This is a genomic window from Buchnera aphidicola (Periphyllus koelreuteriae), assembly GCF_039360445.1.
GTDB lineage: Bacteria > Pseudomonadota > Gammaproteobacteria > Enterobacterales > Enterobacteriaceae > Buchnera_J > Buchnera_J aphidicola_BM.
Genome location: NZ_CP134981.1, coordinates 394,322 through 419,592, shown reverse-complemented (window position 1 = coordinate 419,592; position 25,271 = coordinate 394,322). Strand labels below are relative to the sequence as shown.

Annotated in this window: 25 protein-coding genes and 1 tRNA gene; 17 read left to right on the top strand and 9 right to left on the bottom strand. The window is 18.2% G+C overall.

All coding sequences use genetic code 11. The features are described 5' to 3' along the window. Nucleotides 1–129: 129 nt before the first annotated feature. Entirely contained in the window at nucleotides 130–801 is a 672-nt protein-coding gene (trmB, locus tag RJT80_RS02020) for a tRNA (guanosine(46)-N7)-methyltransferase TrmB (protein WP_343187740.1), read from the top strand. 22 nt (nucleotides 802–823) lie between these two features. Here trmB and hemW read toward each other — a convergent pair whose 3' ends face one another. The 5 genes from hemW to dusA all read right to left on the bottom strand — a co-directional run bounded on the left by hemW (nucleotide 824) and on the right by dusA (nucleotide 6,211). After that, a complete protein-coding gene (gene hemW / locus RJT80_RS02015) occupies nucleotides 824–1,954 on the bottom strand; it encodes a radical SAM family heme chaperone HemW (protein WP_343187739.1) in 1,131 nt (376 codons plus the stop codon). Nucleotides 1,955–2,651: 697 nt separating this feature from the next. Beyond that, nucleotides 2,652–3,068 carry a Holliday junction resolvase RuvX gene (gene ruvX, locus RJT80_RS02010; protein ID WP_343187738.1) on the bottom strand — a complete coding sequence of 139 codons (417 nt, stop codon included), beginning with the start codon at nucleotides 3,066–3,068 and terminating at the stop codon, nucleotides 2,652–2,654. A 1-nt stretch (nucleotide 3,069) separates the two neighbouring features. After that, a complete protein-coding gene (locus RJT80_RS02005) occupies nucleotides 3,070–3,645 on the bottom strand; it encodes a YqgE/AlgH family protein (RefSeq protein WP_343187737.1) in 576 nt (191 codons plus the stop codon). 148 nt (nucleotides 3,646–3,793) lie between these two features. After that, the gene (gene dnaB / locus RJT80_RS02000; RefSeq protein WP_343187736.1) at nucleotides 3,794–5,200 is read right to left on the bottom strand and encodes a replicative DNA helicase; all 1,407 of its coding nucleotides are present in this window, start codon (nucleotides 5,198–5,200) and stop codon (nucleotides 3,794–3,796) included. Nucleotides 5,201–5,236: 36 nt separating this feature from the next. Beyond that, the gene (gene dusA, locus RJT80_RS01995; protein WP_343187735.1) at nucleotides 5,237–6,211 is read right to left on the bottom strand and encodes a tRNA dihydrouridine(20/20a) synthase DusA; all 975 of its coding nucleotides are present in this window, start codon (nucleotides 6,209–6,211) and stop codon (nucleotides 5,237–5,239) included. A gap of 118 nt (nucleotides 6,212–6,329) precedes the next feature. Here dusA and ssb point away from each other — a divergent pair, with 118 nt between their 5' ends. Further along, on the top strand, nucleotides 6,330–6,830 hold the full coding sequence (gene ssb / locus RJT80_RS01990; protein ID WP_343187734.1) for a single-stranded DNA-binding protein: 501 nt from the start codon (nucleotides 6,330–6,332) through the stop codon (nucleotides 6,828–6,830). A gap of 108 nt (nucleotides 6,831–6,938) precedes the next feature. Here ssb and RJT80_RS01985 read toward each other — a convergent pair whose 3' ends face one another. Then, nucleotides 6,939–7,688: an alpha/beta fold hydrolase gene (locus tag RJT80_RS01985; protein WP_343187733.1), complete on the bottom strand. Its 750-nt coding sequence runs from the start codon at nucleotides 7,686–7,688 to the stop codon at nucleotides 6,939–6,941. A gap of 163 nt (nucleotides 7,689–7,851) precedes the next feature. Between RJT80_RS01985 and RJT80_RS01980 the strand changes: the two genes are divergently transcribed. Further along, nucleotides 7,852–8,427 (top strand): NifU family protein, encoded by a 576-nt coding sequence (locus tag RJT80_RS01980; RefSeq protein ID WP_343187732.1) that lies wholly within the window; start codon nucleotides 7,852–7,854, stop codon nucleotides 8,425–8,427. A 62-nt stretch (nucleotides 8,428–8,489) separates the two neighbouring features. On the opposite strand, the gene ansA is transcribed toward RJT80_RS01980, so the two are convergent. Continuing rightward, the gene (gene ansA / locus RJT80_RS01975; protein ID WP_343187959.1) at nucleotides 8,490–9,512 is read right to left on the bottom strand and encodes an asparaginase; all 1,023 of its coding nucleotides are present in this window, start codon (nucleotides 9,510–9,512) and stop codon (nucleotides 8,490–8,492) included. A 211-nt stretch (nucleotides 9,513–9,723) separates the two neighbouring features. On the opposite strand from ansA, the gene RJT80_RS01970 reads away from it, so the two are divergent. Continuing rightward, nucleotides 9,724–11,322 (top strand): peptide chain release factor 3, encoded by a 1,599-nt coding sequence (locus RJT80_RS01970; RefSeq protein WP_343187731.1) that lies wholly within the window; start codon nucleotides 9,724–9,726, stop codon nucleotides 11,320–11,322. 2,030 nt (nucleotides 11,323–13,352) lie between these two features. Here RJT80_RS01970 and RJT80_RS01965 read toward each other — a convergent pair. Continuing rightward, nucleotides 13,353–13,437, bottom strand: a tRNA-Ser gene (locus tag RJT80_RS01965). Between the two features lie 229 nt (nucleotides 13,438–13,666). Here RJT80_RS01965 and aroK point away from each other — a divergent pair. The 4 genes from aroK to trpS are packed head-to-tail and all read left to right on the top strand — an operon-like array spanning nucleotide 13,667 to nucleotide 17,103. Continuing rightward, nucleotides 13,667–14,185 carry a shikimate kinase AroK gene (gene aroK / locus RJT80_RS01960; RefSeq protein WP_343187958.1) on the top strand — a complete coding sequence of 173 codons (519 nt, stop codon included), beginning with the start codon at nucleotides 13,667–13,669 and terminating at the stop codon, nucleotides 14,183–14,185. Between the two features lie 39 nt (nucleotides 14,186–14,224). Next, a complete protein-coding gene (gene aroB, locus RJT80_RS01955) occupies nucleotides 14,225–15,316 on the top strand; it encodes a 3-dehydroquinate synthase (RefSeq protein ID WP_343187730.1) in 1,092 nt (363 codons plus the stop codon). 51 nt (nucleotides 15,317–15,367) lie between these two features. Beyond that, a complete protein-coding gene (rpe, locus tag RJT80_RS01950; RefSeq protein WP_343187729.1) occupies nucleotides 15,368–16,048 on the top strand; it encodes a ribulose-phosphate 3-epimerase in 681 nt (226 codons plus the stop codon). A 41-nt stretch (nucleotides 16,049–16,089) separates the two neighbouring features. Next, nucleotides 16,090–17,103: a tryptophan--tRNA ligase gene (trpS, locus tag RJT80_RS01945; RefSeq protein ID WP_343187728.1), complete on the top strand. Its 1,014-nt coding sequence runs from the start codon at nucleotides 16,090–16,092 to the stop codon at nucleotides 17,101–17,103. 83 nt (nucleotides 17,104–17,186) lie between these two features. Here trpS and tsgA read toward each other — a convergent pair whose 3' ends face one another. Next, nucleotides 17,187–18,359, bottom strand: a complete 1,173-nt coding sequence (gene tsgA, locus RJT80_RS01940; RefSeq protein ID WP_343187727.1) for an MFS transporter TsgA — start codon at nucleotides 18,357–18,359, stop codon at nucleotides 17,187–17,189. 226 nt (nucleotides 18,360–18,585) lie between these two features. Here tsgA and tusD point away from each other — a divergent pair, with 226 nt between their 5' ends. From tusD to rplC, 9 genes are all read left to right on the top strand, one after another. Continuing rightward, a complete protein-coding gene (gene tusD, locus RJT80_RS01935) occupies nucleotides 18,586–18,975 on the top strand; it encodes a sulfurtransferase complex subunit TusD (RefSeq protein WP_343187726.1) in 390 nt (129 codons plus the stop codon). A 26-nt stretch (nucleotides 18,976–19,001) separates the two neighbouring features. Then, nucleotides 19,002–19,361 carry a sulfurtransferase complex subunit TusC gene (gene tusC / locus RJT80_RS01930; RefSeq protein ID WP_343187725.1) on the top strand — a complete coding sequence of 120 codons (360 nt, stop codon included), beginning with the start codon at nucleotides 19,002–19,004 and terminating at the stop codon, nucleotides 19,359–19,361. Nucleotides 19,362–19,372: 11 nt separating this feature from the next. Beyond that, nucleotides 19,373–19,663 (top strand): sulfurtransferase complex subunit TusB, encoded by a 291-nt coding sequence (gene tusB, locus RJT80_RS01925; RefSeq protein WP_343187724.1) that lies wholly within the window; start codon nucleotides 19,373–19,375, stop codon nucleotides 19,661–19,663. A gap of 64 nt (nucleotides 19,664–19,727) precedes the next feature. After that, nucleotides 19,728–20,102 (top strand): 30S ribosomal protein S12, encoded by a 375-nt coding sequence (rpsL, locus tag RJT80_RS01920; RefSeq protein ID WP_343187723.1) that lies wholly within the window; start codon nucleotides 19,728–19,730, stop codon nucleotides 20,100–20,102. A gap of 46 nt (nucleotides 20,103–20,148) precedes the next feature. Then, nucleotides 20,149–20,619, top strand: a complete 471-nt coding sequence (gene rpsG, locus RJT80_RS01915; protein WP_343183498.1) for a 30S ribosomal protein S7 — start codon at nucleotides 20,149–20,151, stop codon at nucleotides 20,617–20,619. Nucleotides 20,620–20,639: 20 nt separating this feature from the next. Continuing rightward, nucleotides 20,640–22,748 (top strand): elongation factor G, encoded by a 2,109-nt coding sequence (gene fusA, locus RJT80_RS01910; RefSeq protein ID WP_343187722.1) that lies wholly within the window; start codon nucleotides 20,640–20,642, stop codon nucleotides 22,746–22,748. 51 nt (nucleotides 22,749–22,799) lie between these two features. Next, nucleotides 22,800–23,984, top strand: a complete 1,185-nt coding sequence (tuf, locus tag RJT80_RS01905; RefSeq protein ID WP_343187721.1) for an elongation factor Tu — start codon at nucleotides 22,800–22,802, stop codon at nucleotides 23,982–23,984. 304 nt (nucleotides 23,985–24,288) lie between these two features. After that, nucleotides 24,289–24,600 carry a 30S ribosomal protein S10 gene (gene rpsJ / locus RJT80_RS01900; RefSeq protein ID WP_343183495.1) on the top strand — a complete coding sequence of 104 codons (312 nt, stop codon included), beginning with the start codon at nucleotides 24,289–24,291 and terminating at the stop codon, nucleotides 24,598–24,600. A 31-nt stretch (nucleotides 24,601–24,631) separates the two neighbouring features. Then, on the top strand, nucleotides 24,632–25,267 hold the full coding sequence (gene rplC, locus RJT80_RS01895) for a 50S ribosomal protein L3 (protein WP_343187720.1): 636 nt from the start codon (nucleotides 24,632–24,634) through the stop codon (nucleotides 25,265–25,267). Nucleotides 25,268–25,271: the final 4 nt, after the last annotated feature.

Sequence of the window (25,271 nt, the reverse complement as noted above, 5' to 3'; positions counted from 1 at the left end):
AATAATATAAAAAATTTATTATATTATTTTTTTTATTTTAAAATAAAAATAATATAATTAAAAAAATATAGTTTTTTTTATTTTTTTTGAATATAATTATTATAAATTAAAAATTTTTTTTATTCAATTATGATAAATAATAATATTAAAACTTTTAGATTAAGAAATAGAAAACTAACTAAGCAACAATTAAATTTTATTAATTTATATTGGCCAATTTTTGGTTTAAATTGTAATAAAAAAAATAATTTAAATTATTATTTTTATAATAATCCAATTATTTTAGATATTGGATTTGGATTTGGAGATTCTATAATTTATTTATCAAAAAAATATAGTTATGTAAATTTTGTAGGAATTGAAGTATATATTCCTGGTATATCTTTTTGTTTAAAGAACATTCATTTTTATAATTTAAAAAATGTTAAAATATTTTATGGAAATGCTATTAATTATTTAAATTATTATATTAAAAATACTATGTTATATAGAGTAAATATATTTTTTCCAGATCCTTGGCCAAAACGACGACATTATAAAAGACGAATAATACAAAAAAATATTATAAAAAAAATTTCTAAAAATTTAATTTTAAATGGTTTTTTTCATATTTTAACTGATTCTTATTCATATTTTAAACATATTAAAATTGTATTTAATCAATTTATTGAATTTAAAAAAATTTCTAAAAAAAATATTATTAATTTTTTAAAAACAGAAAAAATTTATACTAGATTTTTAAATAAAGCTAAATTCAAAAAAAATAAAATTTATACCATGATTTATAAAAAAATTTTTTAAATTTTAAAATATATAATATTTATTATTTTACAAATATTTCTAATAAATTATTTAAAAATTGTTTTCCTAAATATGTTGTTTTCCAAAATTTTTTTGTTTCAATAATATATTTTTTTTTTATAGCATATAAAATTTCTTTATTAATAAATTTTTTTTTTAATCCTGTAAAGATTTTAAAATTTTTTTTTAAACAAGGTTGATTTAATCTAAAATTATTTATAAAAAATTCTAATGGTCTATTTTTTTTTTTAATAAATATTTTTTTTTTTAAATATTTTCCATTTAAAAATTCAAATATATTTTTATTTTTATATGTTCTTATTATTTTTTTATTTTTTAATGTTATTTTTCCATGAGCTCCACAACCTATTCCTAAATAATCACCATATTTCCAATAATTTAAATTATGTTTACATTGATTTTTTGATTGAGCATATGATGATATTTCATATTGATAAAATTTATTTTTTTTTAATATTTTTTGTCCAATTTTTTGCATTATTTCAATGGTTTTTTCTGTTGGGAGATTAGGTGTATTATTATAAAATGGAGTATTTTTTTCAATAGATAATTGATACCATGATATATGTGATGGTTTAAATGAAATAGCTGAATTTAAATCAAATATGATATCTTTTAAATTTTGATTTGGTAATCCATATATTAAATCAAAATTTATTTGATTAAAATTTGTATTTTTTATAATTTTTATTGTTTTAATTAATTTTTTATATGAATATTTTCGTTTAATTTGATTTAAAATTTTTTCATTAAAACTTTGAATTCCTAAAGATAATCTATTTATTCCAGCTAATTTATATTTAAAAAAAGAATTTTTTTTTATAAAATTTGGATTTGATTCTAATGTAATTTCTATTTTTTTTGAAAATTGTATTATTTTTTTAATTTTTTTTATAAAATATTTAATATATTTAGGTTGAATTAAATTTGGTGTTCCTCCTCCAAAAAATATTGAACTTAATTTTCTATTTTTTACAAATTTTATATCATTTTTAAAATCTAATATTAAATTTTTTATATATTTTTTTTCTGGTATAACTGTTTTTATTGATTTAGAATAAAAATCACAATAAGGGCATTTCCTTTCACACCATGGAATATGAACATATAAACTTAATTTTTTAAATTTCATATTTTTCTCTTATAAAAATTTAATTTTTATATAATAATTATTTAAAAAAATTTTAATTAAATATTTTTTTCTAATTCGAATTAATTTACTCTCAGAAAAAATAGATTTTTTTAAACTTTCTATTTGTTTTAAAAGAAAAAATAGTAAAATTTTTGTTTTTTTTAAAAATTTTAATTATTTTTTTTTATATTTTTTATCTATTTTAGAAAATGGTATATTAATTTTTTGGAAAAATATTATTCTTTTTAACTTTAATTTATTTAATTTTTTATTTTTTTATTAAATTTTTTAATAAATTTTATTATTTTTTTTATTGTTTAATTTTTAATTTTTTTATTTGAAATTTATATTAAAATTTTTAATGGAAAATAATGAGATGATCTATATTTATTTAATAAAAATTTTTTTTTATTGAATAATACTATTGAAAATATTTTGATATAAATTTTATTTTATTATTTTGTGTATTTCCTAAAAAATAACATTTTATATTATTATATTTTATTTAATTTTTATTTTTTTAAAGATTTTTAAATACAATTTTCATTAAAACATATATTTTCTTTTAATATGGTATTTTTAATTATTATATATTTTTTATTTTTTTTTAATAATTAATAATTTTATTTTTTTATAATTTTTATGATTATTTTTAATAATTTTTTTTTAATATTTTTTATATTTTTTTTTATTTTATTTATGTCATTTTTTTTTTAAATTTTTCATACAACCAACTTTGTAGAATGATTTTAGCAGATAAAGAATTAATTTTATTTTTAGTAAGTTTTTTAATTCCTCCAGTTTTAAATAATAAATTTTTTGCTTCAATTGTAGTAAATCTTTCATCATGTAAAATTACTGGAATTTTAAATTTTTTAAATAAATTATGTGAAAATTTTTCTGCTTTTATTGTAATTTTTTGTTTTTTTCCATAAATATTAAGAGGAAGCCCAACAATTATTTTTTTTGGTTTCCAATCTAAAATTATTTTTTTTATGTTTTGAATATAGTTTTTTTTATTAATAGTTTTTAATACTCTTGAAGAATATGTAACACATTCTCCAATTGCTACTCCAATTTTTTTTGTTCCAAAGTCAAAAGACATTACAATCATTTTAAATACTTCCATATTCTATAGTTAATTGATTTAAATCTTTAATTCCTATTTTTTTTATTAAATTTTCCCATTTTTTTTTTATTGGTTTTTTAAATAAAATTTTATGATTAGATTTCATTAGTAACCAATTATTTTTTAAGATTTCTTTTTCTAATTGATATTTTTCCCAAAAACAATAACCTAAAGAAATTAATATTTTTTTGTATTTTTTTTTTTTATTCAAATATTTTAAAATATCTTTTGAAAATGTTATTGAAATAGATGAAGAAGAGTATATATTAGATAAAAAATTTTTTTTAAAAGAGTGAATAACTAATCCTTTATTTTTTTCTATTGGACCTCCTAATAGTATTGGTTTTTTTATTTTATTTAAAAATTTTTTATTTTTAAAAGTAATTTTTGTTTTTTTATAAAATTTTTTTAACGTTAAATGTTTAATTTTTTTATTTATTATTATTCCTTTTATTCCAGAATAATCATCTTGATATATATATATAACTGAATTAAAAAATAATGTGTTATTATTATTTGGCATAGATATTAATAAATAATTTTTAAAATTTTTTATTTTCATAAATTTTTTTTTAAAATATTGTATAGAATTTATAATATTAATTAAAAAATTTTTTATATATAAATATAAATTTATTTTATATATTTTAAAATTGTTAATAATATAATTTGTTATTTAAATATTATTTATAAAATATTTAAATTTAATTTTAAGTATTTGATTCAAAATCATCATATAAGTTATCAACATAATTATCAAATCTAGAAAAATTTCCGTTAAATGTTAAACGTATTTTTCCTATTGGTCCGTTTCTTTGTTTTCCAATAATAACTTCAGCAATTCCTTTTAAATTAGTTTCTTGATTATATATTTCATCTCTATATATAAACATTATTAAATCAGCATCTTGTTCAATTGATCCAGATTCTCTTAAATCTGAATTTATAGGTCTTTTATCAGATCTTTGCTCTAAAGATCTATTTAATTGAGATAATGCAATAATTGGAACTTTTAATTCTTTTGCAAGTGATTTTAAATTTTTTGAAATTTCAGCTATTTCTAATGTTCTATTTTCAGAAAATGATGGAACATTCATTAATTGTAAATAATCTATCATAATTAAACTAATTCCATTATTTTCTCGATATATTTTATGAGCTCTTGATCGAATTTCATTTGGAGTTAAATGAGATGAATCATCAATATATATATTTTTTTTTTTAAGTAAAATATTTATTGTACTTGATATTCTAGACCATTCTTTATCATTTATTTGACCTGTTCGTATATTTGTTTGATTTACTCTAGATAATGATGATAACATTTTTATCATAATTTGTTCACTAGGCATTTCTAAACTAAAAATTAAAATAGGTTTTTTATATATCATAGATACATTTTCACATAAATTCATTGCAAAAGTTGTTTTTCCCATGGAGGGTCTGGAAGCTATAATAATTAAATCTGATTTTTGTAATCCAAATGTTTTTTTATTTAAATCTTTATATCCTGTATCTATTCCTGTAATTTTATTATGTGGATTTTTTAATAGTTTTTCTAATGTTGAAACAGTAGTATTTAATATTTCTTCTATATTTTTTGGTCTATTTTTTGATGTTTTATTTTTTTTAGAAATTTTAAAAATAGATGATTCAATATAATTTAATATTTCTGAACTAGTTTTTCCATTTGGAAAATATCCTAAATTTTCAATTTTATTTGCTGTTAAAATTAATTTTCTCATGATTGAATTTTCTCGAATTATTTTAGAATATTCTAAAATATTTGAAATGCTAAAGGTATTTTGAGATAATTCAGCTAAATAAGAAAATTTACCAATTTTTTTTAATTTTTTTTTCTTTTTTAAAGATTCAGATAATGTAATTAAATCTATTGGTTTTCCAGAATTTATTAAATTGTTCATTTCATTAAATATAATTTGATGAGATATATTAAAAAAATCTTTTTTTTTTATTATTTCTATTACTTCATCCCATTTTTTATTATTTAACATTAATCCTCCTAATACTGATTGTTCTGATTCTATAGAATATGGAGGTATTTTTTTATTTTTATATAAATAATTATTTTTTTTTGTTTTTTTAAATATTGACATTGAATGTATTTACACCATAGAATTTTTTAATAAAAATTATTTTTTACGTAAAAGATATATTTTTTTAAAGTATTTTTTAATTTTAAAATTATTATTTTCTTTATTAATATTATTTAAAAAATTTTTCCATTTTTTTGATCCTTTTTTGTTATAAAACATTCCATTCATATGACGAGTAATTGATCTTAAAGATGTTTTTTTTTTTATTTCTTTTTTAATATATGAATACATTTTAGATATTATTTTTTTTTTTGTAATTATTTTTTTTGAATGAAATATTTTCTCTTCAATTTTTTTTAAAAAAAATGGATTTTTATAAATTTCTCTTCCTATCATGACTCCATCTACTTTTTTTAAATGATTTTTTATTTCTAAAATAGATTTTATTTCTCCATTAATAATAAAATTTAAATGAGGAAAATCTTTTTTTAGTTTATAGACATAATTATATTTTAGTTTTGGTATAGTTCTATTTTTTTTTGTTGTAAAATTTTTGTTTAAAATAGCGTTTCTTGCATGAATAATAAAAATTTTACATAAATTATTTTGTGATGTTTCATGAACAAAATCTCTTAAAAAATTATATTTATTATTATTATTAAACCCAGTTCTAGTTTTTATACTAATAGGAATTGGAGAAGAATTGTAAATTTTTTTTAATGTTTCAATGATTATTTTTGTATCTTTCATTAAAGATACTCCTAAATTATTCTTTGTCATATGTATAGATGGACAACCAATATTAAGATTTATTTCATTATATTTTTTTTTATATGCAATATCAGCACATTTAGCTAATTCTTCTGGATTATTTCCTATAATTTGTAAAGAAACTTTTTTTTCTTTATCTTTATTTTTATATAATTTAAATTTTTTATTTAAAATACTTTGACTTGTTGTCATTTCTGTATATAAAAATGAATTTTTTGTAAATAATCTATGAAAATATCTACAATGTCTATCTGTATATTTGAACATTGGAGCAACGCAAATAATATTTTTTTTTTTCATAATTTTTATTATTTTTTTAAATATATATTTTTAAAAGAATTTTTTATAATTATAAAGCATTTATATTTTAAATATAGTATTATTAAAAATAATTTATATATTTTAGAGAAAAAAAATAATGGCTAGTAGAGGAGTAAATAAAGTTATTTTAATAGGATATCTTGGTCAAGATCCAGATATTAGATATATGACTAATGGTGCAGCAGTTGCAAATATTAATATTGCTACGTCTGAGAATTGGAAAGATAAAAATACGGGAGAAACAAAAGAAAAAACAGAATGGCATAAAGTAGTTTTATTTGGAAAATTAGCTGAAATTACTGGAGAATATTTAAAAAAAGGATCTCAAGTATATATAGAGGGTTCTTTAAAAACAAGAAAATGGATAGATAAAAATAATTTAGAAAGATATGTGACAGAAATTGTTGTAAATATTAATGGATCTATGCAAATGTTAGGAAATAGAAAAAATTTTAATAATTTTAAAAATAACAATGAAAATGTTTTAAATCAATCAAATTTAAAAAAAAATAAAAAAGATAAAACATTAAAAAATTCTAATACAGAATCTTTATTAAATGAATCTAATATGGATTTTGAAGATGAAATTCCTTTTTAGAAATTTATTTTTTTAAAAAATATATTATGTTTTATAAACTTTCATTTTAAAAAATAATTTTTTTAAAATTATTTAATAAATTGAAAGTTTTTAATTTAAAATTTTAAATTAATTAGTATATTTTTTAATAAATTTAATAATTTTATTATAAAAAATTTTTTCATGAGATATAAATGGAGCGTGATTAGAATTTTTTATAATATAAGATTTTTGATTTAAATATAAATCTAATATTTTTGATATTTTTATTGGAACAATAGAATCTAAATTTCCATATATTCTTAACATTGGTGTTTTTATTTTTTTTAATAAATGTCTTACATCAATTTTTTTTAAAATTTTAATATTAAATTTTAAAGAATTATAATTTAGTTTGTTTTTATTAATTATTTTTTTGTATAAAATATTAATTTTTTTTAAATTTTTTTTATTTTTTTGAAGATTTAAAAAATTTTTTATAGAATTTTCATAATTATAAAATAATTCATTTTTTATTTTATTTATTTGATCAGTATTTATTCCTGGCCATTTTTTTTTTTTTTTAAAACACGGAGATGAACAAATTGTAATTAATAAAATAATATTTTTTTTAATTTTAAAATTTATTATAGTAGCTATTAAACCTCCAATAGACCAACCTATTAATATAGAATTTTTTGGTATTTTAGAAATTATTTTTTTAATAAAATTTTTAAAATTTATATTAAAATTATATTTTTTTTTTGGTAAATAAAGATTTATTGTATAAATTTTAAATTTTTTATTAAATTTTTTTTTAAAAAAATACCATATTTTTTTATTAAATCCTACTCCATGAATTAATATTAAATTTATTTTTTTTTTATTTATAATTTTCATTTTTTTAAATAATTTAATTTTTAAGAATAAAATATGTCATAATAAATTAAAAAATTAATTTAATAAAATTTTTTTTATATTTTTTATAAATTAATTATATATTTAAATTATTTTTTAATATAAAATTAAGAATAAATTATTTACTTAATATATATTTATAAATATGATTAAAATTTCTAAAAATGCTCAGAAATATATTTCAAGATTATTATCTAAAAAAAAAATTAATACACATATAAAAATTTTTGTAGAAAATCCAGGAACAGAAAAAGCTTTATGTAATATTGAATATGTTAAATTAAAAAATGTTACAAATTTAGATAAAAAATTTAAATTTAAAAAATTTAATGTATATATACAAAAGAAAGATTTATTTTATTTAAAAGACTCTCAAATTAAATTAATACAGAATAATTTAAATTTTGAATTAATGTTACGTTCTCCATATATCAAGCATTCTATTAAAAAAAAATTAACTAATTTAGAACAAAAAATTTTATATTTTATAGATGTAAATATTAATCCGTTTTTATTATCACATGGAGGGAAATTAGTTTTAAAAAAAATAAATAAAAAAAATGAAGTAATTATTGAATTTCAAGGTGGTTGTAATGGTTGCTCAATGGTAAATTCTACTTTAAAAAATATGGTTGAAAAACGTTTATTAAATAATTTTCCAAAAATTTCTAAAGTAATTGATATAACTATACATAAACATAATTCTTTATCTTATTATTAATTTTTTTAAAATATATATTAATATAAAAAATATTTATTTTTTTAAATTATAATTTTAAAAAATTAATATTTTTTAGAATTTGTTATTTCTCCTCTTAAATTTTTTTGCATTTTTTTTTTAATTGATTTAATGGAAAGATTTTGAGTAAATAAAAAATGTAGTTTAGTTAAAGTTGCTTCAATTGTTAAATCTTTTCCGCTAATTACTCCAGAATTATATAATGAATTTCCAGTAGCATAGTTTTTCATATTTACAGTTCCTGATATACATTGTGTTAAATTTATAATAATAATATTTTTACTATGAGCTTTATTTATTTCATATAAAAACTCTTTATTTTGAGGAGCGTTTCCTGTTCCATAAGAACAAAGAATTAATCCTTTAGTTGGTTTTAAAAACAAATTTTTCATAATTTTTTTTGATATTCCAGGATATATCGTTACAATATTAATTGGTTGATGTTTAATATTATGAATAATTAATTTTTTTTTCTTTTTTAAAATTGAATTATTATATAATTTTTTTATTTTTATTCCAATTTTTAGTAATGGAGGTAAATTTGGAGAAGAAAATGCATTAAATCCATCTGCATGAGTTTTAGTAGTTCTATTTCCTCTATAGAGTTTATTATTAAAAAATAAAGAAACTTCATTTATAGGATAATTTGCTGCAATAAATAAAGAATTTATCAAATTTTGTCTTCCGTCAGATCTAATTTCACATAATGGTATTTGAGATCCTGTAATAATTACTGGTTTTTGTAAATTTTCTAATATAAATGATAGTGCAGAAGCTGTATATGACATTGTATCTGTTCCGTGTAATATAATAAATCCATCGTATTTTTTATAATTTTTTTTAATATCATATGCTATTTTTTTCCAGTCTTTTGGTGTCATATTAGATGAATCAATTAATGGTGTATATTCATTAATTACAAAATTTGGAATTTCTTTTTTATTTAATTCTTTCATATTTTGTAGTTGTTTTTGAAGAAAACCAGGTATTGGAATATATCCAAAAGGAGATTTTTTCATTCCAATTGTTCCTCCAGTATATGCAATATAAATATTTTTTTTCATTATGAAAACTCATTTTAAAGAAATTATATTAAGATTATGATAAATTATAAAAAAAAAATATAATTAAATTATAAATTTAAGATTTATAAATTATTATTTTTAATAATATATTTTTAAAAAAATATTATATTTTATATAATATATTTTATTTTTTTAAAATAATATTTTATTTTAAATAATTTTAAATTTATTTAAAAGAGAAAAATTTTATTACATGAAAAAGAAAATTTTGCCTAAAAAAGATATTTTAAAAATTAAATCTAGAAAGACTTTTGCAATTATTTCTCATCCAGATTCTGGTAAAACAACTATTACAGAAAAATTTTTATTATTAGGAAAAGTTATTCGTGAAGCAGGTACTATTAAATCTAGGAAATCTAAGAAATATGCTCAATCAGATTGGATGGAAATTGAAAAAAAAAGAGGAATTTCTGTTACTACATCTATTATGAAATTTATTTATTTAAATCATCATTTAAATTTATTAGATACTCCAGGTCATGAAGATTTTTCAGAAGATACATATCGTGTTTTAACTGCAGTTGATTGTTGTATTATGATCATTGATGCATCTAAAAGTGTTGAAAAAAGAACTAAAAAATTAATTAAAGTTGCTCGTTTAAAAAAAATTCCAATTATTACATTTATTAATAAATTAGATCGAGATTCTTATGATTCAATTAAAATTTTAGATGATATAGAAAAAAAATTAAATATTTCTTGTATTCCAATAAATTGGCCTATTGGTAGTGGTAGAAATTTTAAAGGAGTTATTAATATTTTAAATAAAAAAATATATTTATATTTTAATAATAATAAATATAAAAATAAAAATTATAAAAAATCTATTGATAGTTTTGATATAAAAATTTTAAAAAAATATTTTACACATTCTGAAATTTTAAATTTTACAGAAGATTTAAATTTAATTCAATCTTGTTATGATAAATTTAATAAAAAAAATTTTTTAAAAGGATTAGAAACGCCAATTTTTTTTGGAAGTGCTTTAATTAATTTTGGAGTAAATCATATTTTAAAAGGTTTAATTAATTGGGCTCCTTATCCAAATTATCGAAATAGTTTAACAAGAAAAGTATATTCAATAGAAAAAAATTTTTCTGGATTTGTTTTTAAAATTCAAGCAAATATGAATTTAAAACATCATGATAGAGTTGCATTTCTTAGAATAGTTTCAGGAAAATATAAAAAAGGAATGAAATTATATCATGTACGAACAAAAAAAAATAATATTATTAATAATGCAGTAAATTTTATTGCTGGTAAAAGATTTTTAATAGACAAAGCTTATCCAGGAGATATTATTGGAATATATAATAAAGGAAATATAAAAATTGGTGATACTTTTACTCAAGGAGAAAATATAAATTTTATTGAAATTCCAAAATTTTCTCCAGAATTATTTAAAATTATTTATTTAAAAGATGCATTAAATCAAAAAAAATTATTAAGAGGATTAAAACAATTATCAGAAGAAGGAGCTGTTCATGTTTTTAAACCATTTATAAATAATTCTTTAATTTTAGGAGTAATTGGTCAATTACAATTTGATGTAATTTTAGAAAGATTAAATTTTGAATATAAAGTATTAGCCAGTTATAAAAACACTAATATATCTTTAATACGTTGGATATCTTGTGATAATTTATTTTTTTTAGAACAATTTAAAAAAGAAAATTATTCTTCTTTGGCATATGATAATGATAATGAAATAATATATTTTTCTAGTAGTAATTTTAAATTAAATTTAATTATTAAAAAATATAATAAAATAATTTTTTCAAAAATTAAATAATATAATTTTTAAAAATTTTATATAAAAAATAAAAATATTTTTAATAATTTTTATAAAAAATTATATAATTTATAAAAATTATAATATATAAATTTATTTTTTTTAATAATAAAAAGAAATTATTAAAATAATAAGAAATGTTATTTAAAAGTTATTTTTATTTTTTTATATTTATTTTAATAGTTAATTTTTTTAAATATTTATATAAATTTAATAATTAAAATTTAAATATTTTATAAGATATATAAAAATATTGATATAATAAAATATAAACATTTAATTTTTTTAATACAAAATTAAATTTTTTTATTATTAAATAAATCTATTTTTTTATTTTTTTTTTTAAAAAATTCGTTTAAAAATTTTATTTAAAATTTTTAAATTATTTTTTATAAATATAAAATTATAAGAATTTATTTTTTTTTATTTAAATTTTTATTAAAAAATATTGAATTTAAATATTTTTTAAATTTTTTATCTTTATTTTTAAATTAATTATAAAATTTAAAAAAATAGTTTTATAAATTTTTTTTTAAATAATATTTTAAAAAAATAATTATAAATATTTATTAATATAAATTTATTTGAAATTGATATTTTGAATTTATATAAAAATAAAATATATTAAAATAAAAAATTAATATTTTATATTTTATTTAACTTTATTTTTTTAAAAATTTTATTGTAAAAATATTTTATTTTAAAAAAAATAATGTTTTTATTTAAAAACAATTAATATTGTACTAAATTATAATAAATATTATATTTCAATAATTACTATTAAATTATATATGTTTAAAAATAAAAAATTTATTTGAATATATAAAAAGAAAGAATTAATTTTATTAAATTAAATATTTTGAATATCATAATAAAATAAATTTTTAGTATTTATACGTTTAATGTATTATTTTTTTTTTTTTTTTTTATTTTTTTAATAATATTTATAAATATTTTTATATATTTATTTAAAAAATTTTTAAATTTTAAAAAAATAATTTAAAAAAAAATTTAATTTTAATTATATATTTTTATTATTTTTTTTTCATTTTTTTATTGTTTTTATAGAATTTTAAAGAAAAATTTTTTATTTAAATTAAAGAATTAAAAATGTTTTTATAAAAAAATAATAATAAAAGTTTTAAATTTTTAATATAATATAAATTTATTAATTATTAATTTCAGAGTATAAATATAATCTTAAATATATTAGAATAAATTTTTTTAAAAAAAATAATGTTTAAAATATTATTATATAATAAAATTTAATATGAAATTATATTATGCATAATTAATTTTTAATATATAATTATAAATTTTCTTATTTTTCTAAATTTCTTTATAATATTAGAAGATTAATTAAGATTAAAAATATATAGATAAAAATTTTTTAAAAAATTCAGTTAAAATTAATAATATAAGATTAATAGTTAGGATATACTATATTATATAAAAATAAAAAATATCTATTTATAAGATATAGAATTTTTTAATTTCTTCTTTATCTATTAATTTAAAAGAACTATTTAATTTTTTATAATTTTAAAAAAATTATATAATTAAATATTTTTTGAAGAATTAATAATAAAATTAAATTTAGAGATATAATTATTGAAATGATTTTATCAATAGATTTTTTAATAAATAGATTATATTTTAAAAATTATTTAATCTTTTTTTTACTAAAAATTTTAAAACATTAAAATATTTTATTATATATTTTAAAAAAATTAATTTTTTCTAGTGTATATTATAAAAAATTTTTATTACTGATGTATTTTATACAAAAAATAAATATTTTTTAATTTATTAAAAAATTTTAAAATATTAAAAATAGATATAGAAATATTTTGTTTATATAGTTTGTTTTAAAAAATTAAATTTTAAATAAATTATTTATTTTTACAATTTCTTATTTTTAATAAAAATTTTTTATAAAGAAATATAAATATTTTAAAAAATTTTATTAGAAATTATTAATAAAATAATTTATCTATAATAACAAATTTTATAAAATTAATTATTTTTTTTGGTGAAAAAGGGATTCGAACCCTTGATACGTTTCCATATACACGCTTTCCAGGCGTGCTCCTTAAGCCGCTCGGACATTTCACCAAATTTTTTAATACTTAATATTATTCTAATAAAAAAAAAACAAACGTCAAGTCTTTATATAAAATAAATTTTATTTTTAAAATTTTTATTTAAATTAATGTTTATTATTAAGATATTTTATATTTTTTATATTAATTTATAAAAAAATTTATTTTATTTAAAATATTATGTTATTTTTAATAATACAAAAACGTAATAAAATTATTAACTGATTTATTTTTATAGACAAATTAATATGAAAAAAAATTTATTTTTAATAGGACCGATGGGAGCTGGAAAAAGCACAGTTGGAAGAAATTTAGCCAAAAAACTAAAAATGAAATTTTATGATTCTGATGAAGAAATTGAAAAAAGAACTGGAGCTGATATAAATTGGGTTTTTGATGTTGAAGGAGAAAAAGGTTTTAGAAAAAGAGAATCAAAAATTATTTATGAATTAACTCATAAAAAAGGAATTGTTTTAGCTACAGGTGGTGGATCAATACTTTCTAGTGTAAATAGAAAATATTTAACTTCATATGGAATTGTTATTTATTTAAAAATTACTCTTGAAAAACAATTAATAAGAACACAAACAGACAAAAATAGACCATTATTGCATATGAAAAAATCTTTAAAATCTACTTTAAAAAAATTAAAATTTGAGCGTAATCATTTATATAAAAATATGTCTGATATTATTATTAATGCTGATAATTATAGTTCTCAGACTATAGTTAAAAATATAATTAAATCATTAAATTTATAAATATAAAATTTAACTAAATTACTTTTAAGTGAACAAAATATGTTAAAGAAATTAGTTATTCCTATTAAAGACAAAAATTATCCAATTATTATTGGTTTTAATATTTTTAAAAAAAATGAAATTTTTTCATTTTTTAATAAAAAAAAAAGATATATTTTAATAACAAACAAAATTTTATTAAAAATTTTTAAAAATACAATTTTAAAATATTTTAAACAAAATAAAATAAATATTGAAATTATTACAATACCAAACGGAGAAAATTATAAATCATTAAAAGAAGTTAATTATATTATTACTAAATTATTAAAAAAAAATTGTGGAAGGGATTCTATACTTATTGCTTTTGGTGGTGGTGTTATTGGAGATATTACAGGATTTGTTGCTTCTATTTATCAAAGAGGAATAGAGTTTATTCAAATACCAACAACTTTACTTGCGCAAGTAGATGCTTCTGTTGGAGGAAAAACTGGTGTGAATCATATTTTAGGTAAAAATATGATTGGAACTTTTTGGCAACCAAAGTTTATTGTTATTGATTTATTTTTTTTATCAACTTTACCAAAAAATGAATTATTTTCTGGATTTGCTGAAGTTATAAAATATTCAATTATTTTTAATAAAAAATTTTTTTTATGGTTAGAAAAAAATTTTATTAATTTGATTAATTTACATACTAAATATTTATTATATTGTATTAAAAAATGTTGTAAATTGAAGTCAAAAATAATTTCTATTGATGAAAAAGAAGAAAATTGTAGAATGGTATTAAATTTTGGTCATACATATGGTCATGCTATTGAATCATATTTTAATTATAAAAAATATTTGCATGGAGAAGCAATATCTATAGGTATGGTTATTGCTTCTAAAACTTCAGAGATTTTAGGATTTTTAAAAAAAAAAACTGTTTGTAGAATCATTTCTTTATTAAAAAAATTTAATTTACCTGTTCTTCCTCCAAAAAATATGCCTTTAGATAGTTATTTTTTTTATATGAAGAAAGATAAAAAAAATATTTTTGGAAATATTCGATTAATTTTGCCTCATAAAATAGGTTTAGTTAAACTTCATGATAAAGTTACAAAAGAAATAATTTTTTCTTCTATTAAAAATTCTTTAAAGAATTAAATTTATTATTTTTAATATATTAATTATGTTTAAAACGGTTATAAAAAAAAGATGAACAAAATACTTTTATCTACTTCAATTTTATCAGCAAATTTTTCTATTTTAGGACAAGAAATAAAAAATGTTTTAAAATTTGGAGCAGACATGATTCATTTTGATGTTATGGATAATCATTATGTTCCAAATTTAACATTTGGACCAATGGTTTTGAAATCTATTAGAAATTATAATATTTTAAATCCAATTGATGTTCATATTATGGCAAAGCCAGTAGATAATTTAATTCCATTATTTGCTCAAGCTGGAGCTGATTTTATTACTATTCATCCAGAATCAACTTATCATTTAAATAGAACTTTAAACATTATAAAAGATAATGGATGTAAAGTTGGTGTTGCTATTAATCCTGCTTTATCAATTGATTTTATTGATGATATTATAGAAAAATTAGATTTAGTTCTAATTATGTCTGTAGATCCTGGATTTTCTAATCAAGAATTTATGACAAATACTTTTAAAAAAATAAATTTAATAAAAAAAAAAGTTATTTTAAGTAAACGAAAAATTTATATTTCTGTTGATGGAGGAATAAAGTTAAATCATATTAATTTTTTATTAAAATCAGGAGTAAATATTCTTGTTATTGGATCATATATTTTTAATAATGATCCTAAATTTATTATTAAAAAAATAAAAAATTTGATATTTAAATTCAATAAAATTAAAAAATAAAAATTAAGAATTTTTAAAGAATTTTTTGAGAACTAATAAAAATGAAATTAAAAAAATTAACAGTTTTTAGTGCAATTCAACCATCAGGAAAATTAACAATAGGAAATTATATAAGTGTTTTAAAACATTGGAAAAAAATGCAAAATGAATATAAATGTATTTTTTGTATTGCTGATTTGCATTCATTAACATCTTTTACTAAAGAAAATAGAATTTTAAAAAAAAAATCTGTTTTGGACACTTTAGCTTTATATTTAGCATGCGGAGTAGATCCTAAAAAAAGTATAATTTTTATACAGTCTTCTGTTCATGAACATTCTGAATTAAATTGGATTTTAAGTTGTATAACATATTATAAAGAATTAAGTCGAATGACTCAATTTAAAAGTAAATTAACTTATACATCTAAAAAAATTAATACTGGATTATTTAATTATCCTATTTTAATGGCTTCTGATATTTTATTATATAATACAGATAAAGTTCATGTTGGGCAAGATCAAAAACAACATGTGGAATTAACTAGAAATTTAGCTATTAGATTTAATTCGAATTATAAAAAAATATTTACTGTTCCTGATTTATTAATGTATGATCTTGGTTCAAAAATTATGTCTTTAAAAGATCCAAAAAGAAAGATGTCTAAATCAGATTTAAATAAAAAAAATGTAATTTTTTTATTAGAAAACCCTAAAGAAATTTTAAAAAAAATAAAATCTTCAATAACAGATTCTGATATTCCTCCTAAAATTTATTTTGATTCTATTAAAAAACCAGGTATTTCAAATTTATTAATTATTCTTTCAACATTAACTGAAATTTCTATAAAAGAATTAGAAAAATATTTTATTGGAAAATCTTATATAGATTTAAAAAAAGAAGTTTTTAATATTTTAAATATTCATATTTTAAAAATTCAAAAAAAATTTTTTATTTATAGAAAAGATATACAATTTTTAAAAAATATTTCTAATATAGGATCTAAAAAAGCATCAAAAATAGCAAAAAAAACTTTATGTCAAGTTTATGATAGTTTAGGTATTTTAAGAAAATGATATATTTTATATTATCTTTATATATTTTAATATATTTTATTAAAATATATAAAAATAAATATTTTTAATAGTTAAAAATTTTTTTATTTTATTTTTTCATTTGTCTGATATTGAAATAATATAAATATAAAAAAAATTAATAAGTAAAAAATGTTAGAAGCAATTAATGCTGATTTAACTCCTTGAAATTTTACAATTGGAGAAGTGATAAGAAATGTTAATAATGTACCAAGAGTTCCAAAAAATAAAGTAAAATTAATTATTTTTGGAGATGGATTTATTGTTTGAATAGACGTTAAAGTTATAATAATTCCATATATTGGGCTTGAAAAAAATCCTAATAAAGAAATTATAAATAAAGAAAATAAATAATTTGTGTTTTGAATAAAACAAAACATAATAATAGTAGATATTCCGGATAAAAATATAATAATTTTTTGTAAATTACAAAATTTAAGAAAATAACTAAAAAACCACATTCCAATAATATAACTTAACCAAAAACTACTAACAATTTTATTTGATTTTTCTATATCTATATTAATGTATTTAATTGAATATTCAGGAATCCAAGAAATAAATCCTAATTGACCTAATATGTAAATTAATGATGAAACATATAAAAGAAAAATATTAGTATTTAAAATATTTTCTTGATTATTTATATGATATGTTTGAATTTCTTTTTTTAAAAATTTTGGAAGAATAATAGTTTTTGAAAAAATAAATATAATAAAATAAATACATCCAATTAAACAATATATATAATTCCATTGAATATTATGAGATATAAAAAATATATTAATTATAGGAAAAATTATTCCTGATATACTAAAAAATGAATCAGTTAATAACATTTTTTTTGATCTTTCATTTCCATGATAAAGGTTTGCAATTAAAAATGTTCCAACAGATAAAATCATTCCACTTACTAATCCAAAAAATAATATACTTATAGAAAAAATTATTAAATTTGTAGATAATAAAGATAAAAGACTAGCTAGGAAAGTTAAAATTAATCCATAATCTAGTTGTTGTTGTAATGGAAATAATTCTAAAAACCATGAGCTACAAAATAATGAAATTATAATTCCAAGATTTAAAAAATTAAAAACTGTGCTTGCTTCTGATATAGGTATTTTAAATTGAGTAGAAATATTTTGTATTACTAATCCTGTTACAGTAATTAATGCACCCATAAATGCATATGATAAAAAACTAATACAAGTTAATTGAATTCTATTTTTATATATCATAATTTTTTTAAATAATTTTGTGAATTTGAATATTAATTTTTTAATTAAAATTAATTAATTTTTAATAGATAATTAATTATATCTATAAAGTATTGAAATGGTTAAATTATTTTTTTTAATAATTATTTATATTTTTTTTATTTAATTTTTTTAAATATATTAAATATTTTTTATAAAAAAAGATAACATATTTATTGAAAATTAAAAAATTTTTTTAGGAGGTTTTTTGATTTATACTATTATTATAAAAGGATCTTCTTGTGGAACAGAAAATTCTTTAAGCGCTCTTTTTTTTTCTCGAGCATTAATATGTAAAAATAAACACAAAATAAAAAGCATTTTTTTTGTTAGCGATGGAGTGTTAAATGCTAATAAATTTATATCTCCTGAAATTAATGAATATAATTTAAAAAAAAAATGGAGTATTTTTAGTTTAACAAATAAAGTAAAATTAAATGTTTGTTTTAGTGCAGCTCTAAGACGTGGTATTATTGGTATAAAAGAAACATGTAATATAAAAATATTAGAAGGAAATTTAGATATTTTTTTTAAAATTTCAAGTTTAGAAAAATTATCTAGACATATTAAAATATCTGATCGTGTTATTCAATTTTAATAATTTTAAAAAATTAATTCATTTATATGAAAAATATTGCTATTATTTTTTCTAATTCTCCTTATGGAAATATTATAAGTCAAGATGGTTTAGATATAACAATATCTTTAACTACTATTGTAAATAAAATAGAAATTTTTTTTATTGGTGATGGGGTATTTCAATGTTTAAAATATAAAAATCCTAGTTATATTAGATCTTTAGATTATACAAAAAAATTTAAAATATTAAAAATTTTAGGTGTAAAAAAATTTTATTGTGATAAATTTTCTTTAAAAAGTAGAGGTTTATTACATATTTCTAATTTTTTATTTTCTATAAATATTTTAAATATAAAAAATTTTATTAAAAAAATATCTAAATTTGATCATATATTAAATTTTTAAGGATTATATTTGTGCTTCATACATTAATTAATTCTCCATTTAAAAGTAATTTAATTTTATTAAATAAGATTTTAACAAAAAAAGATGATTTAATTATTTTACAAGATGGTGTATTACTTGCTTTAAAAAATAATATTTTTTTAAAAAAAAATTTTTTTAAAAAAAAAAAAAATTATGTTTTATTAAATGATTTAAAAGCTAGAGGAATTTTATTTTCTAATATATCTAAATTTTTTATTCCTATAAGTTATAAATATTTTGTTAATTTAACAGAGAATCATAAACAACAAATATTATGGTAAAGAATAAATTTATTAAAATACATATTTTTTTGAATTTTTATATATTTTTATCAAGGAAAAAAGAATGACAACAATTAATCAATTAGTTAGAAAAAAGAGATTTAAAAAAATAATAAAAAGTAATGTTCCAGCTTTAGGAAAATGCCCTCAAAAAAGAGGAGTTTGTTTAAGAGTTTACACTACTACACCAAAAAAACCAAATTCTGCTTTAAGAAAAGTTTGTAGGGTAAGATTAACAAATGGATTAGAAGTTACAGCTTATATCGGAGGAGAAGGTCATAATTTACAAGAACATTCTGTAATATTAATTCGTGGAGGAAGAGTAAAAGATTTACCAGGAGTTAGATATCATATAGTAAGAGGAGCTTTAGATTGTTCAGGAGTAAAAGAAAGAAATAATGGTAGATCAAAATACGGAGTTAAAAGAAAAAAAACTTAATTTTTTTTAACATAATTTTTATTTTTTATATTGGGGAGAATTTATTGTGCCTCGTCGTAAAGTTATTGGATCTAGAAAAATATTACCTGATCCTAAATTTTCATCTGAGTTGTTAAGTAAATTTATTAATATAGTAATGGTTGATGGGAAAAAATCTGTTTCAGAAGTTATAGTTTATAATGCTCTTATAAAACTTTCAAAAAAAACAGGAAAAAAACCATTGCATTCTTTTGAAAATGCATTAGATAAAGTGCGTCCAATAGTAGAAGTAAAATCTAGAAGAGTAGGTGGATCTACTTATCAAGTTCCTGTTGAGGTTAGACCAGTAAGACGGAATACGTTAGCTATGCGTTGGATTATAGAATCTGCTAGAAAAAGAAATGATAAATCAATGTCTCTTAGATTATTTAATGAACTTTTTGATGCTTTATCAAATAAAGGAAATGCTGTAAAAAAAAAAGAAGAAGTTCATAAAACAGCAGAAGTAAATAAAGCTTTTGCACATTATAGATGGTAATTTAAAAAATAAGGTATATAATGGCTCGTTTTACACCTATTAAAAATTATAGAAATATTGGTATTAGTGCTCATATTGATGCTGGAAAAACAACTACAACAGAACGAATTTTGTTTTATACAGGTGTAAATCATAAGATAGGAGAAGTTCATGATGGAGCTGCAACAATGGATTGGATGGAACAAGAACAAGAAAGAGGAATAACAATTACTTCAGCAGCAACAACAGCATTTTGGTCAGGAATGGCTAATCAATATGAATCTAATAGAATAAATATTATTGACACTCCTGGTCATGTAGATTTTACAATAGAAGTAGAAAGATCTATGAGAGTGTTAGATGGAGTTATTATGGTATATTGTGCTGTTGGTGGAGTGCAACCTCAATCAGAAACTGTTTGGAGACAAGCTAATAAGTATAATGTTCCAAGAATAGCTTTTATAAATAAAATGGATAGATTAGGAGCAAATTTTTTAAAAGTTGTAAATCAAATTAAAATTCGTTTAGGAGCTAATCCTATACCTATTCAATTATCTATTGGATCAGAAGATAATTTTGTTGGGGTAATAGATTTAATTAAAATGAAAGCTATTCATTGGACAGAAAAAGATCAAGGAATATCTTTTAGTTATAAAAAAATTCCAAATAATTTATTAAAAGAATCTAAAAAATGGAATAAAAAAATAATTGAATTAGTTGCTGAATCTGATGAACAACTTATGGAAAAGTATTTTAATGAAGAAGAATTTACAGAAAATGAAATTAAATCAGTTTTGAGAAAAAAATCTTTAAAAAATGAAATTGTTTTAGTAACTTGTGGATCTGCTTTTAAAAATAAAGGTGTTCAAGCTTTATTAGATGCTGTTATTGATTATTTACCATCTCCAGTTGATGTTGATTGTGTAAAAGGAATTTCTAATATAGAAAGTAATAAAATAATTATAAGACAATCTAATGATAAAGAAGCGTTTTCTGCATTAGCATTTAAAATTTCTACTGATCCTTATGTTGGAAATTTAACATTTTTTAGAGTATATTCAGGAATGATACGTTCAGGAGATATTATTTTAAATTCTATAAAAGGAAAGAAAGAACGTTTAGGAAGAATTGTTTTAATGCATGCAAATAAAAGAGAAGAAATTAAAGAAGTATATTCTGGAGATATAGCAGCTGCAATTGGTTTAAAAGATGTTGTTACAGGAGATACATTATGTGATCAAAACAATCCTATTATTTTAGAGAAAATGGAATTTCCAGAACCTGTTATTTCTATTGCTGTTGAACCTAAAACTAAAATTGATCAAGAAAAAATGGGAACAGCTTTAAATAGATTAGCTAAAGAAGATCCTTCTTTTAAAGTATGGACAGATCAAGAATCTAATCAAACTATTATTGCTGGAATGGGAGAGTTACATTTAGAAATTATTGTCGATCGAATGAAAAGAGAATTTAGTGTTGATGCAAATATTGGACAACCTCAAGTAGCTTATAGAGAAACAATTAGTTTAGAAGTTAAAGATATTGAAGGAAAATATATTAAACAATCTGGAGGAAGAGGGCAATATGGACATGTTGTAATAGATATTTTTCCTTTAGAACCAGGAACAAAAGGATATGAATTTATTAATAATATTAAAGGTGGAGTTATTCCAGGAGAATATATTCCTGCAGTAAATAAAGGAATTCAAGAGCAATTAAAGTTTGGTCCATTGGCTGGTTATCCTGTTTTAGATATTGGTATAAGATTACATGATGGATCTTATCATGATGTAGATTCTTCAGAAATAGCTTTTAAATTAGCTGCATCTATAGCTTTTAAAAATGGATTTAAAAAAGCAAAACCTATTTTACTTGAACCGATTATGATGGTTGAAATAGAGACTCCTGAAGAATATATGGGTGATGTAATTGGTGATTTAAATCGTCGTAGAGGAATTATTGAAAGTATGGTTGATAAAGATTATAGAAAATTAATTAAATCTATTGTTCCTTTATCAGAAATGTTTGGATATGCAACTGATTTAAGATCTCAAACTCAAGGTAGAGCTTCATATTCTATGGAATTTTTAAAATATTCAGAAACCCCTTTTAATATTTCTAAAAATATCATTGAAAAGCAAAATAAATAAATTAATTTTTATTTAAAAAAATTATAAATATTTTTATTTTAAGGTTAAATTATGTCAAAAGAAAAATTTAAACGTTTAAAAGTTCATATTAATGTAGGAACTATTGGTCATGTTGATCACGGAAAAACTACTTTAACAGCAGCTATTACTACTGTTTTATCAAAAAATTATGGTGGATCAGCCAAAGCCTTTGATCAAATAGATAATGCTCCTGAAGAAAAAGCTAGGGGTATTACAATTAATACATCACATGTTGAATATGATACAAAAAATAGACATTATGCACATGTTGATTGTCCTGGGCATGCTGATTATATAAAAAATATGATTACCGGAGCTGCTCAAATGGATGGTGCAATATTAGTTGTTGCTGCTACTGATGGACCAATGCCTCAAACTAGAGAACATATTTTGCTTGGAAGACAAGTTGGCGTGCCTTATATTATTGTTTTTTTAAATAAATGCGATATGGTTGATGATGAAGAATTATTAGAATTAGTTGAAATGGAAGTAAGAGATTTATTAACTCAATATGAATTTCCAGGAGATAATACTCCTATTATACGAGGTTCTGCTTTAAAAGCTTTAGAAGGGGATTCTAAATGGGAATCTAAAATAATTGATTTAGCTAATATATTAGATAATTATATTCCTGAACCTAAAAGGGCAATTGATGAACCATTTTTATTACCTATAGAAGATGTATTCTCTATTTCTGGAAGAGGAACTGTTGTTACTGGAAGAGTTGAAAGAGGAATTATTAAAGTAGGAGAAGAAGTAGAAATAGTTGGAATTAAACCTACAACTAAAACTATTTGTACTGGTGTAGAAATGTTTAGAAAATTATTGGATGAAGGACGAGCTGGAGAAAATATAGGAGTTTTATTAAGAGGAACAAAAAGAGATGATATTGAAAGAGGTCAAGTATTATCAAAACCAGGAAGCATTTTACCTCATATAAAATTTGAATCTGAAGTATATGTGTTATCTAAAGAAGAAGGAGGAAGACATACTCCTTTTTTTAAGGGATATAGACCTCAATTCTATTTTAGAACAACTGATGTTACAGGTTTTGTTGAATTACCAAAAGATATTGAAATGGTGATGCCTGGAGATAATATTAAAATGACAGTAACTTTAATACATCCAGTAGCAATGTCAGATGGTTTACGATTTGCTATTAGAGAAGGTGGAAGAACAGTTGGAGCTGGAGTTGTATCTAAAGTTCTAAGTTAAAAAATATAAAAAATAATATGATATTTTTTATTATCAAGAAAAGATTTTGTCTTTTCTTGATTTAAAAATTTTTTATAAAAAATATATAACAATATATATATGTTTTATTTATAATATAATATTTATTAGTTTGTAAAAAAGTTTATTTTATAATATTATTTATAGATAAATAATAAAAATTTTAGTATATATTTATTTTTTTTTAAAATAAATATTAAAATAAATTATTTTAAGATACTCTCTAAAAATTTATAGAGAGTAATTTTTATTTTTTATTATAATCAATTATTGGAGTTCTGATAATATGCAGAACCAAAGAATTCGTATACGTTTAAAAGCTTTTGATCATAAATTAATAGATTATTCTACAGCAGAAATTGTAGATACTGCAAAACGAACTGGAGCGCAAGTTCGAGGACCAATACCATTGCCTACAAGAAAAGAAAAATTTACTGTATTAATTTCTCCACATGTTAATAAAGCAGCTCGTGATCAATATGAAATTCGTACTCATAAACGGTTAATAGATATTGTTGAACCTACTGAAAAAACTGTTGATGCTTTAATGAAATTAGATCTTGCTGCTGGGGTTGATGTTCAAATTAGTTTAGGTTAATTAAATAAAATTTAAGGAGTTAATAAAAATTGTGCTTGGATTAGTGGGTAAAAAAATTGGCATGACTAGAATTTTTAATAAAAAAGAAGGGTATTCTACTCCTGTAACTGTTATTAAGGTTACTGAAAATAGAATTACTCAAATTAAAAATATTGGTTTTAAAAAATTTTTTATGGTTCAATTAACTACAGGAAAAAAAAAATTAAGCTCTTTAACAAAACCAGAATTAGGTCATTTTAATAAAAATAAAATTATTCCAGGACGTGGATTATGGGAATTTAAAGTACCATTAAATAATAAATTTTTTATTGGTCAAGTTATTAATTTAGATTATTTTAAAAATATAAAAAAAGTAGATGTTACTGGATTATCTAAAGGTAAAGGTTTTTCTGGAACCATTAAACGTTGGAATTTTTCTTCTCAAGATTCTTCTCATGGAAACTCTTTATCTCATAGAGCTCCTGGTTCAATTGGTCAAAATCAAACTCCAGGAAGGGTTTTTAAAGGAAAAAAAATGGCCGGTCATTTAGGAAATACAAAAGTAACTATACAAAGTTTATTAGTTGTAAAAATTAGTAAAAAAAATAATTATATTTTAATAAAAGGATCTGTTCCTGGAGTTTTAGGCGGAAATTTAATTATTAAACCAGCTGTAAAACAAAATTAAGGAG